The following is a 14751-nucleotide window of genomic DNA, read 5'->3' on the forward strand; positions in this document are numbered from 1 at the left end:
ATCACCGTCGACAACATGGACATCCCCGACTCACCGGATGAATTCCTTGCAGGTCGACTGCAATGACTCTGCAATGGCCCGGTGCACACACGGCCAAGCGGAATGAGCCGTCACGCATAGGCGATTTCCGGTCGAATCGCGGGTGTCGCTTCTGGTGGCGCTGTGGCAGAACGTGCCACAGTGGTTGGACGACACCTCGGCACCGGGGGCGCGTCGGCCAGGAGAACTGGGGTGGGGGGATGACGCGGTGCTGTCGATCCGTGTGCTGGGCCCGATGGAATTCTGGGTGGACGGCACACAGCACTCCTTGGGATCGGTCAAGGAACGGTGCGTGCTGGCCGTTCTGTTGAGCGCGGAAGGCGCCGCGGTCTCCACGGACTCGATGATCAGTCGGGTGTGGGACGACGAGCCGCCGATCACCTCGGTCGAGACCCTGCGCAGCTACGTTTCCCGATTACGCAACCGACTGCGCGCCGCCGGTGACGGCGTGCGGTTGTCCTCGGATTCGCGCACCTATCGGCTGCTGGTCGATGCCGATGCGGTGGACTTCCGCCGCTTTCGCCGATTGTCCGAACAGGCCGGCGCCACCGAGGATCCGGCAGCGGCGGCCGAACTGTTGCGCGCGGCCGAACAACTGTGGCGCGGCCAGCCGTTCGCGGGACTGCCGGGCCTGTGGCTGGAGTCCATGCGAGGCAAGCTCAAGGAACAGCGCAGACAGATCCGCGAGCGGCGCATCCACCTCGAACTCGGCCTGGGCCGCCATGCCGAAGTCGTGGGCGAGTTACGGGACCTGGCCGCGCGGCACCCCGTCGCCGAGCCGGTGGTGGCCGATTTGATGCTCGCGCTGTATCGGTGCGGGCGCTACAGCGAGGCGCTGGAGACCTACCGGCGCACCCGGGCCCGACTGAGCACCGAGTTGGGCGCGGATCCGGGCCCGGACCTGCAGCGACTGCACACCCGATTGTTGCACCGCGACCCGGCGTTGTCGGTGCCCGCACAGGCTCGACGGGAACCACGGATCCGGGCGCTGCCGGCGGGGCCGGCGCCCGCGACGGCGCCCGACACACTGTTGCGCGACACCCGCCACTTCATCGGCCGCACCGCCGAACTGGCCCGGCTGCTCCGCGAGGACGACATCGGAACCGCGCTGCCGATCACCGTCATTTCCGGCCTGGCCGGGGTGGGCAAGACCTGTCTGGCGATCCACGCCGCGCACCGGATGCGGGCGAGCTATCCCGACGGCCGGTTGTATCTGAACCTGCATGCACACGACCCGCACGAGTCGCCGATCGAACCGACCGAGGCACTCGGGTCGCTGCTGATCTCGATGGGCATGCCGGCGCAACACCTGGCGCTCACCCGGGAACTGCGGGCGGCGCAGTGGCGGCGGGAGATGGCCGACCGGCGGGCGTTGATCGTGCTCGACGACGTCCGGGACGCCGCGCAGGTGCGCCTGCTGCTTCCGGGCAGCCCCAGGTGCCGGGTCCTGGTGACCAGCCGGCGCCGACTCACCGACCTCGAGGGCGCCGGCTCGTTGTCCCTGGACGTGCCCGACACCGCGGACGCCGCGGCGCTGTTCACCCGGATCGCGGAGGAGTCGCGCAGGCTGGACGACGCGGACCGCGCGCTGGTCGACGAGATCGTGAACCGGTGCGGAAATCACCCGCTGGCGGTGCAACTCACTGCAAATCGGTTCCGTCATCGTGCCTGGCGAGTGCGCGATCTGGCCGCGCGCCTGGCCGAGGCGCCCCGGCGGCTGGACGTGATCGACGCGCCGCCGGGTATCTCGATGGCGTTCGACCTGTCCTACGCGGAGTTGGGAGCGGCCGCCCGGTCGGTCTTCCGCCGACTCGCCCTGCATCCCGGCCCCGACCCGTCCTGGCCCGCGGCGGTGGCGGTGTGCGGCCTCGGGGCGGACGAAACCCGGCGCGGCATCGACGAGTTGGTGGAGGCGCATCTCGTGGACGAACCCGCCCACGACCGCTACCGCTTCCACGACCTGGTGCACGACTTCGCGCTCCACACGGCGCACCGCGAGGAGCCGGATCGCGAACGCGCCGACGCGGTAGGGCGGGTACTCGACCTGTATCTGGATCTGGCCGATCAGGCCGACCGGCTCGCCTATCCGCATGGGCGACGCTCGGGGCTGGTACCGGTTCCCGCGCATCGGGCGCAGGCCCCATTCACCACGGCCGAGGAGGCCGAGGAGTGGCTCGGCCGCGAACGCTCGAACCTGGTGGCGGCCACGCGACTGGCCGGCACCGAGTCGCCCGAGCACATCCGGTTCCTGCCGGAGGTGTTGACCCGGTCGCTGCTGCAATGGGGATCGTGGGAGATCGCCCGTGACCTGTACACCGCCTCGCTGGCGGCGTGGCGCCGAGCCGGCACCCGCGAGCCCAGGGCGGAGACGCATCTGCTGATCGAGCGCGCATCGATCCAGTGGCGCCTGGGCGCACACGAAGCGGCCTTCGCGGACGGAGCCGAGGCCCTGGCACTGGCCGAGGACGCGAAGGATCTGCGCGGCCAGGCCGAGGCACTCGCCGAACTCGGCGCCACGCACGTGCGCGCGGGCCGTTTCACGGCCGCGTTGAATCACCTGGATCGCGCGCTCGCGGTGCACCGCGAGATCGACAATCCACACGGTCGGGCCGGTATTCTGTTGCATCTCGCGGTCGCCCTCGGGCACCTGCGGAAATACGAACAGGCCACCAGCCGGTTGTTCACCGCACGGGATGTCTACGAATCCCTGGGCGAGCGCCGCGAACTGGCGAAAATCCTCAATAACATCGGCGAATTGTATTTCCTGCAGAACGACTTCGACAACGCGGAGCGGTACTACCTGGAATCCCTCGAGGTGGCCCGCCGCAGCAACAGCCGCGCCGAATTCGCGATACTCACGAATAATCTCGGCCAGGTTTTGCTGGCGCGCGGGGATCCCGTCGGCGCACTGGAGCGCTACGCCCAGGCGCTGGACATCTACCGAGAGATCAGCGATCTGCGCTGCGAGGCCGACACACAGATCAACAGCGGCCTGGCCCGTCTGGCGATGGGCGCTCCCCGCGAGGCGCTCACCCACTTCGGCCAGGGCCGGGCGATCGCCGAGCGCATCGGCGACGTGCTGCACCGGCAACGCGCCGCCGCCGGCTTCGCCCGGGCCCACCTCGACCTGGGCGATCCGGCGGGCGCCCGGGCCGCGTACCGCACGAGCGCCGAACTGGCCCACGAGATGGGCACCGAGCTGGAGGAAGCCCACGCGCTCGCCGGCCTGGCCCGGACCACCGAGACCCTCGACGGCGCACGCGCCGCCCACCCGTTCTGGTCGTCGGCACTGGCCCTCTACGAACGACTGGGCGCCGCCGAGGCCGAGGAAGCGCGCAACGCGCTCGCCGACCCCGACGACCCCGGATGCCGACCTACACGAGACCAGGGAAGAACCAGGGGCCCACGGTCGCCCAGAGAACACCCGCGCCCATCATAAAGGTCGCGGGCACGTAAAATAGATGAGCCATAAACCAGAGCCTCTCGAAAACGCTTGACCTTACGCGGAACGGGGAACGGTGTCCGGGTTCCGCAGCAGGAACGTTAACAGCGCAGGCGGGGTCCGCGCGACGTTTTGCCACCTCAGCGACGACATATATGTCTGAGGGTTCGTCAGCCAATTGATTTCGCCCTATTGACTCACTTTGCGCCCGAGACCCGCAAGGCGGAATAGCGCGCTTCGATCCTCTTTTCCGTCCTGTCCGAATTTCCGTCCCGTGCGGCCAAGGCCGCGAGCGCCTCGGGCGCTCCGCGCATCCCGCGCATGCCGGGGAAGGCGTTGACGTCGATGATGGACGGGACGCCGTCCACCTCCAGGATGTCCACCCCGTAGACGTCCAGGCCGAAGGCGATGCCGACCCGGCGGGCGAGGGACGACCATCCGATGGGGAGATCCTCCGGCGCGATCGGCTTGGTTTCCGCGGGGCCGTCGAGTGCGGTGCGGCGCAGGCCCGCGAAGACGTGACCATCGACCACCCACAACTTGTGGTCCCAGCCGCCGTTGTCGACGAACTCTTGGGCCACGATCGGTTCGTCAGGCCAGTCCCGGGCCATCGTGCGCAGTGCGTCGAGGTCGTCGACCCGGGCGACCAGGTCGTGGCGGCGGCTGTGTCGGCTCTTGACCATCAGCGGGAACACCGGATCGGTCGCGAGCAGCCGGGCGGGCGAGGCGAAAGCCGTGGTGGCCGGGAACGGCAGCCGGGCCGCCCAGGCGAGTTCGGCCATGCGTACCCGGTCCTGACAAGCACGGGTGGCCGCCGCGGAGTTCAGCACCCTTGCGCCGTGTCGCTCGGCTCGCTCGGCGAACGCGAGCGCCTTGGCCGTACGCGCCTTGAGCAGGTATACGTCGGCGCTGATCGGGTGTCGGTCGGTGACGGTGTCGGGGTCGAGCGCGCTCACCTCATGACGGGGCGTCAGCAGGGTACGCGCCTCCGCCAGGAGCGGGTGATCGGGACGATCGGTGACAAAGCAGATCCGCACGTGCGCACGCGCCCCGTCAGCCGACGTACGCGGGCGGCGCGGCGTCGACGATCGCACTCGCACCGGCATGGGCGGGTGTGGCCACAGCCATGGGGCGCAGCGGCGTACGGGTCGGCCCATTGGGGATCATGGCCACGTTGGCGGCCGGCGCCGTACCGACTCCCGTGCCGCCGGCGGCGAGGTCGAGCACCGCGCGGGCCACCCGGGCCACCCCGTCGGGCACGCAGCGGAAACTCGGGAAGTCGTTGATGTCCACGACCATCGGTCCGTCCGGTCCCTCGATGATGTCGACGCCGAACAGATCGAGCCCGAATGCCTCGCCGATCCGGTGCATCAGCGCGGCCGTTCCGCTCGGCAGCGGCACCCGGCTCTCCCGGACCGAATGCTCGGGATGCAGTGGTGAGCGCCGAACCGTCGCGTACACTTCGCCCGAAACAGCGTAAACTTTCAGGTCATTGCCCATATTCGGGACATAAACCTGGGCCAACAGCGGTCCTTCGCCCGTGAGTTCCGCGCCCAGTCGGGCCAGTTCCTCGGGCGTGGACACCAGGTGCACGGCCCGTCCGGAGCTGCCGCCGGCCGGCTTGACCACAAGCGGGTAGGAGGCCGCGGGAATCGCGGCGAGCAACTCCGGCACCGCGGCGAAGTAGGTGACCGGCATCGGCAGCCCGTGGGCGCGCGCGATCACCGCGGCCACCGCCTTGTCCCGGACGGATCGAATCGCCCGCGCGTCGTTGATCGTGGTGAGCCCGAGCGCCGCCGCGGCCTCCAACATGCTCAGCCCCGGCCCGCCGGAGACCGTCTTGAGCACCCAGGCATCGTGCGAGCCGGCCCGGATCAGGTCGGACAGTTCGATCAACGAGCTGCCCGGACGCACGATGTCGACGTGATGCCCCCAAGCGTCGAGCTGCCGGACCACATCGAGCGGCATGCCATCGAGGCGGTATTGCTCCTCAACGAGGAACGCCAAGGCCATTTTCATCCGATATCCCCCCGGGACGGCCGCCGTTCCCCCTCCGGCAGAACATTGACGGCACAGCATGCCACGCGCGCCGTGGACGACCGGCACACACCCCATCAAACTCCACGGTTGACCACCATCATGGGCCATTTGGGGGGCGATTCGTCATCAGGTCAAGAGTAGAGAGGAATCGGGTGCTCCGCTCGGGCGCCTGGCATAGAGCAGGTCAAGGCATACACCGGCCCGGGCGGGCCGAGGAGGCGCCGGGCGGCGCCGGACGGCGCCGGACGGAGTTGGACGGCGCCGGGCGAAGCGATCGGGCCCGGCCAAGCTCGGGGCGGGGCGTACGGGCAGCGCGGAGCGCGCCGCGGGCGGGCGGGCGGGCATGGGGCCACACCGCGCGTGGTGCCCGGATCGGGCGACGGGCGTCGATGCGGCGCATCACGACGAATGCCCTGGGACGGTCCGTGGGCGACGGACGGGCACGGCGGACATGGGGCGGTTCCCTTTCCGGACGGCGCCGGCACAGGCATCCGGCCGGCACGCAGGGTGCGGCCGCGGCCGCGTGGACGCGCCAGTGTCACGCGCGTCGATCAACGTCCGATGCCCGTCCGATCAACGACCGCGCCCCCGCCACCGCGGTCCGGCGGTCCACGCCGAGTCCCCATCGCCGTCAATAGGGCAGCGGACGCCCGGACGGTGTTCGCAAATCCGCCGGCGGCTGCGGCCGCGGGGAAACGGGGCGTTTGACGATCCTGATCCGCGTCATGGCCACGTCCTCCTGGTCGTCCCGGTCTCCGGCGCAGTCGCCGTGGTGCGCACGACGCGCACCGTCTGCTCCTTCGATACCCACCCGGAGCATCCGAACCCTCACCCGAAGCCGAAGAACCCCTACGTTCCCCCTCCCCCAACCCCGATTTCCCCCACCGACACCCCAATCGACCCCGGTGGACGCGAAATCGAACGCCTTCGCGGCCGTCGAAATCATCCCGTGCCGCGTCTCGAAACATCCCGACGGTGCCAACTCGGCCATCGGTTGCCGTACTTCCGACGCGAGCCACCGCCCGCCGGGTCCGGTTTCCGGGCCGCACCTGCGGCACGGCATCCCGAGCCCCGCCGGCGGCCCGGGCGGTCGCGCATCGTCGCCGGCAGACTCGATCCCGGTGTCGGTCGACGCAGCCGTGGAGGCAGCCATGAACGAAGTGCAGGCCCGCTGGGCCATCCAGCGCTGGCAGGACACCGTCGGGGACCACCTGGACGTACGCCTGATCCCGGCCCCGGCCGACCCGTCCGCTCCCGACGGCGAGTGGCGCATCTACCTGCCGGGCGACCCCGCCGGCCGCAACGACGTCACGGACGACGTCATCAAGGCGATAGCGCCCGGCTGACGGTCGGCGGGGGCGCGGCGGTTTTCCAGTGATGTTCCACGCGGATTCGAGCGGGGGCCGTGAGGCTCGGTGCTGGGAATGCCGTGCTGTCGCCGATTTGTGGAGGGATATCAGAGATGCCGATTGTGGGTGAGGGTGTCATCCGGCATACCGCGGTGGTCGCCGCGCCGGCGAACGAGGTGTTCGATCGGCTCGCGGAGTTGCGCGAGTGGTCGCAATTCCATCGTCCTTCGGTGCATGCGCAGTCGTTGGGTGTCCGGGACGGGGCGGAGTCGTTCCGGCACGGGTGGGTGCTCGACGAGCACACGGTGCGGACCTGGCAGGCGAGTTGGCGGTTCGACCGGGAAGCGCTGCGGATCGAGTACGAGTGGGAGCCGGCCGAGCCGCCGGCGGCCGGGTCGCGCGGGGTGTGGACGTTTCGCCCGCTGTCCGCTTCGTCCACCGAGGTGACGGTGGATCAGGCGGCGCTCGGCGAGGGCGGATTCGATGCGGAGCGGGTCGAACGCGAGTCGGGCGAGTTCTTCGCCGGCCTGGTCGAGGCCGCCGAGCAGACGCCGGAGCAGCGGGATCTGGCGGTCGATTTCGAGGACCCGTTGTGTTCGACCACGCACGCGCCCATGTGGTGCCCGGCGGCCGGATCTTCGGCAGCACCGTGTTGGCGACGGGTGTCGCGCACGGCAAGCGTGCGCGGAAGCTGTTGGACGAACTCAACGAGAAGGGCACGTTCGACAACCGGGGCGATGCGCCGGCCGACCTGGAGGCCGGACTCGCCGCCAGGTTCACCGATTACCGGTTGACCGTACGGGGCTCGGTGGCGCTGTTCGAGGCCCGGGTGTAGCCGGCGAGCCGAGTGCGCCGCGCGCAGCGGTCAGTCTCCGTAGAAGCCCGCCACGTCGATGGCGGTGATCTCGATCCGGTCGGGATCGGGCGGTGTGGCGGGTTTCGCGCCCGAAGAACGCAACTCGACGGCCAATACCGGGCGTTCGTCCAGCTGTTGGGACAGCGCGTAGAGCGTGGTCAGCACGTGGACGCACGGGCGTTGCCGGGTTCGGCATTCGCAGCCGGCATCCAGATCGGCGAGGGCCGGCGCGATGCCGACGTCGTGGTGTCTGAGATCCGCCTCCAGTGTGTCGGGCAGATCTCCGGGCGCCAGTCCGCGGTGGTCGGCAAGGGCTTTGGCGATCAGCCGCTCGGCGTCCGCCTGTTCCCGAGCGGACCAGCGCGGCACATCGATCCGGACCCGGTGGAGTCGGCCGGACGTGACCACGGTGGCGTCGATCCGACCACCCTCGACGGTCAGCGTGACGGCGTGGTTGCGCGCGAGGCTGCGCGCCTTCGGAAGGAGGGGGTTGGGTACGGCCACCACGGTGGTTTCCACCGTACGCATCCAGACTCGGCCCCAGGGGGTGGCTCCGAATTCGGCGGGCATCAGGTGAGGGCTCCGAGGTCGAGGTCGAGGTCGAGTACGGCGTGCAGTTGCTCGTCGGACAGGTCGGCCAGCGCGGCTTCGGTGTTGCCGGAGACGATGTCGGCCAATCCGCGTTTGGCGTCGTGCATCTGTGCGATGTGGTCTTCGATCGTGCCTCCGGTGACGAGGGTGTGGACGTTGAGGGTACGGTCCTGGCCGATGCGATGGGCCCGGTCGGTGGCCTGCTCCTCCACCGCGGGGTTCCACCAGCGGTCGTAGTGCATGACGTGGGTGGCGCGCGTGAGGTTGAGCCCGAATCCGGCGGCGCGCAGGCTCAGGAGCAGGACGGGTGGCGCGTCGTCGTCCTCCTGGAAGGCCCGGACGAGCCAGTCTCGCTGTTCGAGGGAGAGGCCACCGTGCAGGAACGGGATGCGCCCGGTGCCCAGGGTGGCGGACAGGGAACCGGAGAGCAGTTCACCCATCGCCCGGTACTGGGTGAAGACCAGGGCACGATCGCGCTCTTCGACGATTTCGGCCAGCATCTCCGTGGCCCGGTCGAACTTGCCGGAACGGCCGGGTGTCGCGGAGTCCTCACGCAGGAACTGGGCGGGGTGATTACAGATCTGCTTGAGCGAGGTGAGCAGCGCCAGGATCCGGCCCCGCCGCCCGATGCCGCTGCCGAACCCGTCGGTGAAGGCCCGGTCGACGGCTTCCCGGTAGAGGCGGGACTGCTCCTCGGTCACGGTGCAGACGATCGTCGAGTACTGCTTGGCCGGCAGTTCGGTCGCCACCTCGGATTTGGTGCGGCGGAGCAGCCGCGGTGCGACCAACGCGTTCAGGGCCGCCGCCGCGGTCGCCGAGCGGCGTTGTTCGATGGGGGCCGCGAAACGTTGTCGAAATCGGGCGCGGCTGCCCAGCAGGCCGGGGCTGGTGATGTTGAGGATCGACCAGAGTTCCTCGAGGTGGTTCTCCACCGGGGTGCCGGTCATGGCGATCCGGACCTCGGCGGACAGGCGATGGGCGGCCTTGCTGACGAGAGCGTCGGGATTCTTGATCTGCTGCGCCTCGTCGAAGATCGCCACGTCCCATGTGGTCTCCGTCAGAATGCCGTCCGTGCGGAGCATGGGATAGCTCGTGACGACCACGGTTCCGGGCGGGACGGACTCCGGAAGGGTACGGCGCGATCCGTGATAGCCGATCACGGGTGTGTCCGGCGCGAAGCGGGCCAGTTCGCGTTGCCAGTTGCCGATCAGGGAGGTGGGGCAGACCACCAGGTGCGGGCCGGTGGGCGGGCGGGTGGCGAGCAGGCAGATCGCCTGCAGGGTCTTGCCCAGTCCCATCTCGTCGGCCAGGATCCCCCCGCCACCGAGACCGGGCACGCCGCGGAGCCAGGCCACGCCGTGGATCTGGTAGGGACGTAACTCGCCCCGGATGCTCGTGGAGCGCAAGGCCGCGTGGGTGGCCACCGTCTGTCGGAATCGGCCGAGCAGGGCGGAGGCCGAGAAGATGGTGGTCTCCTGGAAGCCGAGGAGCGCGTGCGCGGCCGTGGGCATGCGCGCGCCCAGTTCCGCGAAGGCGTCGTCGGCGTCGTGCGGCAGGATGGCGGCGACCCGCCAGGCCCGCATGGACGCGCCGATCGTCGTGCGGTCCGTGTCGAGGGTGGTCAGGGCGGGCAGCGCGGAGTCGAGTTCCGCGAGCCGAACGGCGACGGTGGCCGGCACCACGCGACCCCCGTCGGGAAGGGCGAGGCGACAGGTACTCGGGCGGCCTTCGGGCAACCCATGTTCGCGCACGGCCGGGTCGAGGTCGGCGACACCCCACCAGGCCATCGCGCTCTCGGCGGGGACGAAGACGGCTTGCAGTCGACCGGGCAACTCAGGCATTGACCACCTCGACGTCGGGTGCCGGGGCCGCAACCGGCCCACGCGGCAACAGGAAGCTACTGGCGAACGCAACCGCGAGCAGGCCCACTCCCAGCCACAACGAGGTCGCCATCGCACTGCCGTACCCGTCGGCGAGCTCGGCGGAGGTCTGCCCGACGCCCTTGAGGTCGGTGAAGAAGACGGTACCGATCACGGCCACGCCGATCGAGGCGGCCAACTGGGTGACGGTGTTGTACAGGGCCGATCCCGATCCGGCGAACTCGATCGGCACATCGGTCAGGGTCAGTTGCATCAGCGGGGCCACGAGCATGCCCATGCCCGCGCCGCCCACCAGCACGCCCCAGAACATGTCCGTCCAGTCGGTGTCGGGGGTGGCGCCGCCGGCGGCGAGCGCGACCATGGCGAAGCCGATCACCATCACGACCAGTCCGATCTGCGCGGTCATCCGGCCGATCCTGGGCAGGAGCACCACCGCCGAGAGGGTGGCGAACACCGGAACCGCCACCGACCAGGGCAGCATCGTCAGACCCGCGCGCATCGGGCTCATGCCGATGCCGTTCTGGAGGAACAGCATGAAGACCAGGAAGAAGCCCATCGCGGGGACGAAGAACAGCAGTTGCAGGAGCAGGCCGCCCTGTACCGAGCGGAACCGGAACAGGGACATCTCCACCAGGGGGGACCCACCGCGACTGCCGACCCGTCGTTCGTAGAAGACGAATCCGACGAGCACCGCCACACCCGCCAGGATTGACCCGTACGTCCACGCCGGCCACGGGGTCTTGCCCGCCGAGTCGATCAGCGGATACAACACCAGGACCAGGCCCACCGACGCGAGGATCACGCCCGGCACGTCGATCCGGGCGGCGTGGGTCGCCCGACTTTCCGGGAGCAGTTTCCACGAGGCCACCACGACGAACAGGCCGAGCGGGACGTTCACCCAGAAGGCCATCCGCCAGCCGGACCCGGCCAGGTCCGACTTGAGCAGCAGCGGGCCCAGGACGGGCCCCAGCGTCGCGGCGAGACCGGAGAGCGACGAGTAGGCCGCCATCGGGCCGCCGCGTTCGTTCGAGGCGTACATGATCTGGATCTGGGACAGGACCTGGGGAATCACCAGCGCGGCGAACAAGCCCTGCACCACTCGCCCGCCGACGAGCATTTCCGGTCCCACCGACAGGGCGCACAGGGCCGATGAGGCCGCGAAGCCCGCCATGCCGGCGATGAAGACGCGCTTGTGGCCGAGCATGTCGCCCAGCCGGGCGCCGCTGACGATGCCCACCGCCAACACCAGGGTGTAACCCGCCTGCATCCATTGCAGCTGGGCCGGGCTCGCGTCCAGATCGGTTTGAATGGACGGGAGGATGACGTTGAGGACGGTGACACCGATGAGGTCGATGAACGTCGCGAGCAGGATGACGAGTAGGGCCAGGGTGCGGCCTCGGGTCGCCATCGGTGCGGTGGGCTCGATGGACAACACTTGCTCCTCGAATCGAACGCACTTATATTGCGCAGCACACTTGTTGTGTGGCGCACTTATTGTGCGGCGCAATCTAGTGAGACGATCGGGTCGTGTCAACATGACGAAGAACCAGCAGGAAAACGCCGAAACCGACGCATCCGGAGAGGACCTCGCATCTCGGGTCATTACCGCGCTGCCGGAATGGATCACCCAACTGATCCAGATCAACGGCTTGATCGCCGACCGCATGGGGGTCGTGGCGACCGACTTCCACTGTCTGCACGCGTTGCACCAGGACGGGCCGGCCACCTCCAGCGTCCTGGCCAGACGGGTGGGCCTCACTCCCGGCGCGGCCTCGCGGATGATCGACCGGCTCACCGCGGCCGGCTGCGTCAAGCGGGTTCCGGACCCCGACGACCGGCGACGGGTCGTCATCGAACCGACCATGGAAGGACTCGACCGGATCACGGCCTACTACGCGGGCCTGACCGCGCGCACCCGCGACGACCTGACGCCCTTCGACGACGACCAGCTCCGTACCCTGCTGCGTTTCGTCGAGGTGGCTCGCGACAGCGCGGCCGCCGAGGTCGACCGGCTGCGGTCCGCGCATCCCGACGGCTGAGCGCGTAAAGCGATCTTCCACCGAACTTCGAGAGGGATCCGATGGGATGAATCGGAACCTCCGTCTCCTTCCGCAACGCGAGGAGTGAAGCTCGATGGGTGGACCGCACATCTCCGAAGAGATGCAGCAACGCTCCACGTTGCTTCACGTTGTTCCGGCACAAACGTGGTACCGAGCCGGTCGGGCCCGGACGAGGAAGCGGGCGGTGGCGAGCCCTCGCCCGCTCGCCGACGCGATGACTGTCGCAACCGACGCGAACCCTTCTCCAACGACCTCAGCGAGTTCATCCCGTACCACGAGGACCTGACCACGTCCTCGTAGGGCAACTTCCGCAACATGGACCAGCCGCGCCACCGCGCCACCGGGAACTGCGCGACCCGGTCAGCCAGCGCTTCATGCCCCGCTTCGTCACCGACCGGCACCGCCCATCGAAGCGGTGGCGGCCGAACTGCTCGACACAATCGGCGTGTCCGGAAACCAATGCGTGCGGATCTCGGGCCGAAACATGGCGCCCTCTGTTTCTTGCGCATCGAATCTGCCACTGTGGCAGGACGCGATCACGAGAGAACTTGACCATTGTGCGACGAAGTCTCAGGTGTGCATTGACCGCGGTTACGGCCATGGCCACATCAGTGGCCCTGTCGGGTTCCGCGTCCGCCACCATCATCACCGACAACATGTTCCCCATCGGGAACTGGAACACGTGCTCCTACGGTGGAAGCTGCCAACAGGACAACACCGAGGTGACGCTCTCTTCCGTGGGCGGCGGGATAACCGACGGGGCGGGCCTTTGGCTTTCTTCCATCGATTTCGATGGCACGGATCTGAACATGCTCTGGGGGGACGGCAGTCCGCCGGTGACCACGGGTCCCGCAGAGACCGACATCATCTACACCTACGGGAATCCGGGCAATGGCAACATCGGGGTCACTTTCTGCGACGATCCGATCAGCCAATACAAGTGCGACCAGTTCTATATCACTTTCGCGTTCACGAATCCCGGCCAGGCCCTTTCCTGTCACGAGACCGGACATGTCGTCGGCCTGACCCACGGCGACAACGCCAGTCCCTGGATCGACCCCGAGGACTGGCGACTGGGATGCATGCAAAAGATCTCGACAAGCCAAATATATCTGAACCCGAGCAATTTCGAACTCATCAACGCCACCTACTGACGGGGAGGGGAAATGGCAACCATCAAAAAGCCCATACTCATAGGCGCGGCATTACTGGTGGCAGCCGGCGGCACATTCTTCTTCTTGAGTGACGAAGGGGATTCTCCGTCTGCGTCGAGTCGGCCACGTGTCGCCGATGCCATGGAGATGTTCCCCACCGCGACGGCGGTGGATTGGGTCTCCTACGCAGATCACTTGGTCGTGGTGAAAGTGGAATCGGAACGGCAAGAACCGTCGCCGCTCACCGAATCGCGCGGCGAGGGGTTGTTGTCCCGGGAAGTCTCGTTGAACGTGTCCCAAACGCTCTGGTCCAGGCAGGGAAGCGAGTCGCTGCCCGATACGTTCCCGCAGTCCGTGGCGGGTTGGCTGCTCCACGACGGCCGGAAGATCGAAATGGTGTACCGGGGCGCGCCGCGAATCGACGTCGGCAAGACGTACGTCCTGCCGGTTGCACGCCTGGCGAACGGTACGTGGACCATGACCGCGCCGAGTGGCGTCGTGGCGCTGAACGGCAAGAACGTTACGACCGACGAGGCAAGAAACGCCGACGGCGAGCCCCCCTCACACAGGGAATTCAAGGGCAAGAACACCACCCAGATACAGGCGATCCTGGAGCGGACCGCGCCCGACCCCGATGCCGCGAAGTACTTCGGGCTCGATCCGCAGGCCCGATTGGTCAAGGCAAACGAGGAGAAGGCCAAACGCCGGAGCTGACGGCGTGCCGCCGGACGCGGCACCAGATCCAACGCCGTTCAGTTCCCGGAACGCTGTCGGTGGCATCCGTCATCGCGGTCCGCAGCACCTGGTAGGCGACCAGCAGGCCCAGACCTCCTGCTCGACCCCGGCCGGGGTGCGGGCGCGCAGGACCCGCCCGCCCAGGATCGTGGACTTGAGTTCCGCGTAGGCCGTCTCGATCTCCCAACGTTCGTTGGACCGACGAGCCGCATCTCCTGGCCCCAGGAACGCGTGCCTCGGATTCGCCGGACCGGCCACCGCCAGACATCGGAAACTGACCGAGGCCCACCGAACCGCACGCCCACCAGCCCGCGCCCTGCGGTTGTCCGCCTCGGGGCGCTCCGGCATGCTCCGGAACCGCGCGACGACGCGATCGGCCCCGCCAACACACGCCCCCAGCCCGCACACCAGCGCGAACAGCCCCTGAAACGCCGAAATCCCACACGAACCAAAGGCTCGCGCAGGATCTCGTCAATTCATCTCAGGCCATTTCAAGAACGGCCCTGATGTGTCCGAGGGGGGACTTGAACCCCCAAGCCCTTTCGGGCACTAGCACCTCAAGCTAGCGCGTCTGCCAATTCCGCCACCCGGACGAGTGGGCGCAG

At 68.6% G+C, this 14751-nt stretch carries 11 protein-coding genes and 1 tRNA gene; 6 read left to right on the plus strand and 6 right to left on the minus strand.

The window, feature by feature from the left end; all coding sequences use genetic code 11:
* Window positions 1–247 precede the first annotated feature (247 nt).
* Window positions 248–3478: an AfsR/SARP family transcriptional regulator gene (locus ACZOOI_RS04960; protein ID WP_465279595.1), complete on the plus strand. Its 3231-nt coding sequence runs from the start codon at window positions 248–250 to the stop codon at window positions 3476–3478.
* 200 nt (window positions 3479–3678) lie between these two features.
* Here the strand turns inward: ACZOOI_RS04960 and ACZOOI_RS04965 are convergent, their stop codons facing one another.
* Both ACZOOI_RS04965 and ACZOOI_RS04970 read right to left on the minus strand, forming a co-directional pair.
* A complete protein-coding gene (locus ACZOOI_RS04965) occupies window positions 3679–4437 on the minus strand; it encodes an ATP-grasp domain-containing protein (RefSeq protein ID WP_465279596.1) in 759 nt (252 codons plus the stop codon).
* 97 nt (window positions 4438–4534) lie between these two features.
* Window positions 4535–5494, minus strand: a complete 960-nt coding sequence (locus tag ACZOOI_RS04970) for an ATP-grasp domain-containing protein (RefSeq protein ID WP_465281115.1) — start codon at window positions 5492–5494, stop codon at window positions 4535–4537.
* A gap of 1178 nt (window positions 5495–6672) precedes the next feature.
* Between ACZOOI_RS04970 and ACZOOI_RS04975 the strand changes: the two genes are divergently transcribed.
* Both ACZOOI_RS04975 and ACZOOI_RS04980 read left to right on the plus strand, forming a co-directional pair.
* Window positions 6673–6867, plus strand: coding sequence for a hypothetical protein (locus ACZOOI_RS04975; protein WP_465279597.1), 195 nt, complete (start codon window positions 6673–6675; stop codon window positions 6865–6867).
* Between the two features lie 595 nt (window positions 6868–7462).
* Window positions 7463–7705, plus strand: a complete 243-nt coding sequence (locus tag ACZOOI_RS04980) for a hypothetical protein (RefSeq protein ID WP_465279598.1) — start codon at window positions 7463–7465, stop codon at window positions 7703–7705.
* A 30-nt stretch (window positions 7706–7735) separates the two neighbouring features.
* On the opposite strand, the gene ACZOOI_RS04985 is transcribed toward ACZOOI_RS04980, so the two are convergent.
* The 3 genes from ACZOOI_RS04985 to ACZOOI_RS04995 are packed head-to-tail and all read right to left on the minus strand — an operon-like array spanning window position 7736 to window position 11629.
* Complete coding sequence (locus ACZOOI_RS04985) at window positions 7736–8254, minus strand: hypothetical protein (protein WP_465279599.1); 519 nt, start codon at window positions 8252–8254, stop codon at window positions 7736–7738.
* A gap of 41 nt (window positions 8255–8295) precedes the next feature.
* On the minus strand, window positions 8296–10158 hold the full coding sequence (locus tag ACZOOI_RS04990; RefSeq protein WP_465279600.1) for a DEAD/DEAH box helicase: 1863 nt from the start codon (window positions 10156–10158) through the stop codon (window positions 8296–8298).
* On the minus strand, window positions 10151–11629 hold the full coding sequence (locus tag ACZOOI_RS04995) for an MFS transporter (RefSeq protein ID WP_465279601.1): 1479 nt from the start codon (window positions 11627–11629) through the stop codon (window positions 10151–10153). The genes ACZOOI_RS04990 and ACZOOI_RS04995 overlap by 8 nt, the downstream gene beginning before the upstream one ends.
* A 103-nt stretch (window positions 11630–11732) precedes the next feature.
* Between ACZOOI_RS04995 and ACZOOI_RS05000 the strand changes: the two genes are divergently transcribed.
* The 3 genes from ACZOOI_RS05000 (at window position 11733) to ACZOOI_RS05010 (ending at window position 14125) form a co-directional block, all read left to right on the plus strand.
* Complete coding sequence (locus ACZOOI_RS05000; protein ID WP_465279602.1) at window positions 11733–12236, plus strand: MarR family winged helix-turn-helix transcriptional regulator; 504 nt, start codon at window positions 11733–11735, stop codon at window positions 12234–12236.
* 620 nt (window positions 12237–12856) lie between these two features.
* Entirely contained in the window at window positions 12857–13411 is a 555-nt protein-coding gene (locus ACZOOI_RS05005) for a hypothetical protein (RefSeq protein ID WP_465279603.1), read from the plus strand.
* A 12-nt stretch (window positions 13412–13423) separates the two neighbouring features.
* Window positions 13424–14125 carry a hypothetical protein gene (locus ACZOOI_RS05010; RefSeq protein WP_465279604.1) on the plus strand — a complete coding sequence of 234 codons (702 nt, stop codon included), beginning with the start codon at window positions 13424–13426 and terminating at the stop codon, window positions 14123–14125.
* Between the two features lie 530 nt (window positions 14126–14655).
* Here the strand turns inward: ACZOOI_RS05010 and ACZOOI_RS05015 are convergent.
* Window positions 14656–14739, minus strand: a tRNA-Leu gene (locus tag ACZOOI_RS05015).
* Window positions 14740–14751 lie beyond the last annotated feature (12 nt).

The organism is Embleya sp. L77 (genome assembly GCF_055557415.1).

What these genes read in the sequence shown, in the direction of transcription:
- ACZOOI_RS04970 (WP_465281115.1), bottom strand. Translation starts at nt 5,494, where the DNA reads ATGGCCTTGGCGTTCCTCGTTGAGGAGCAATACCGCCTCGATGGCATG.
- ACZOOI_RS04975 (WP_465279597.1), top strand. Translation starts at nt 6,673, where the DNA reads ATGAACGAAGTGCAGGCCCGCTGGGCCATCCAGCGCTGGCAGGACACC.
- ACZOOI_RS04985 (WP_465279599.1), bottom strand. Translation starts at nt 8,254, where the DNA reads ATGCGTACGGTGGAAACCACCGTGGTGGCCGTACCCAACCCCCTCCTT.
- ACZOOI_RS04990 (WP_465279600.1), bottom strand. Translation starts at nt 10,158, where the DNA reads ATGCCTGAGTTGCCCGGTCGACTGCAAGCCGTCTTCGTCCCCGCCGAG.
- ACZOOI_RS05000 (WP_465279602.1), top strand. Translation starts at nt 11,733, where the DNA reads ATGACGAAGAACCAGCAGGAAAACGCCGAAACCGACGCATCCGGAGAG.
- ACZOOI_RS05005 (WP_465279603.1), top strand. Translation starts at nt 12,857, where the DNA reads ATGGCCACATCAGTGGCCCTGTCGGGTTCCGCGTCCGCCACCATCATC.
- ACZOOI_RS05010 (WP_465279604.1), top strand. Translation starts at nt 13,424, where the DNA reads ATGGCAACCATCAAAAAGCCCATACTCATAGGCGCGGCATTACTGGTG.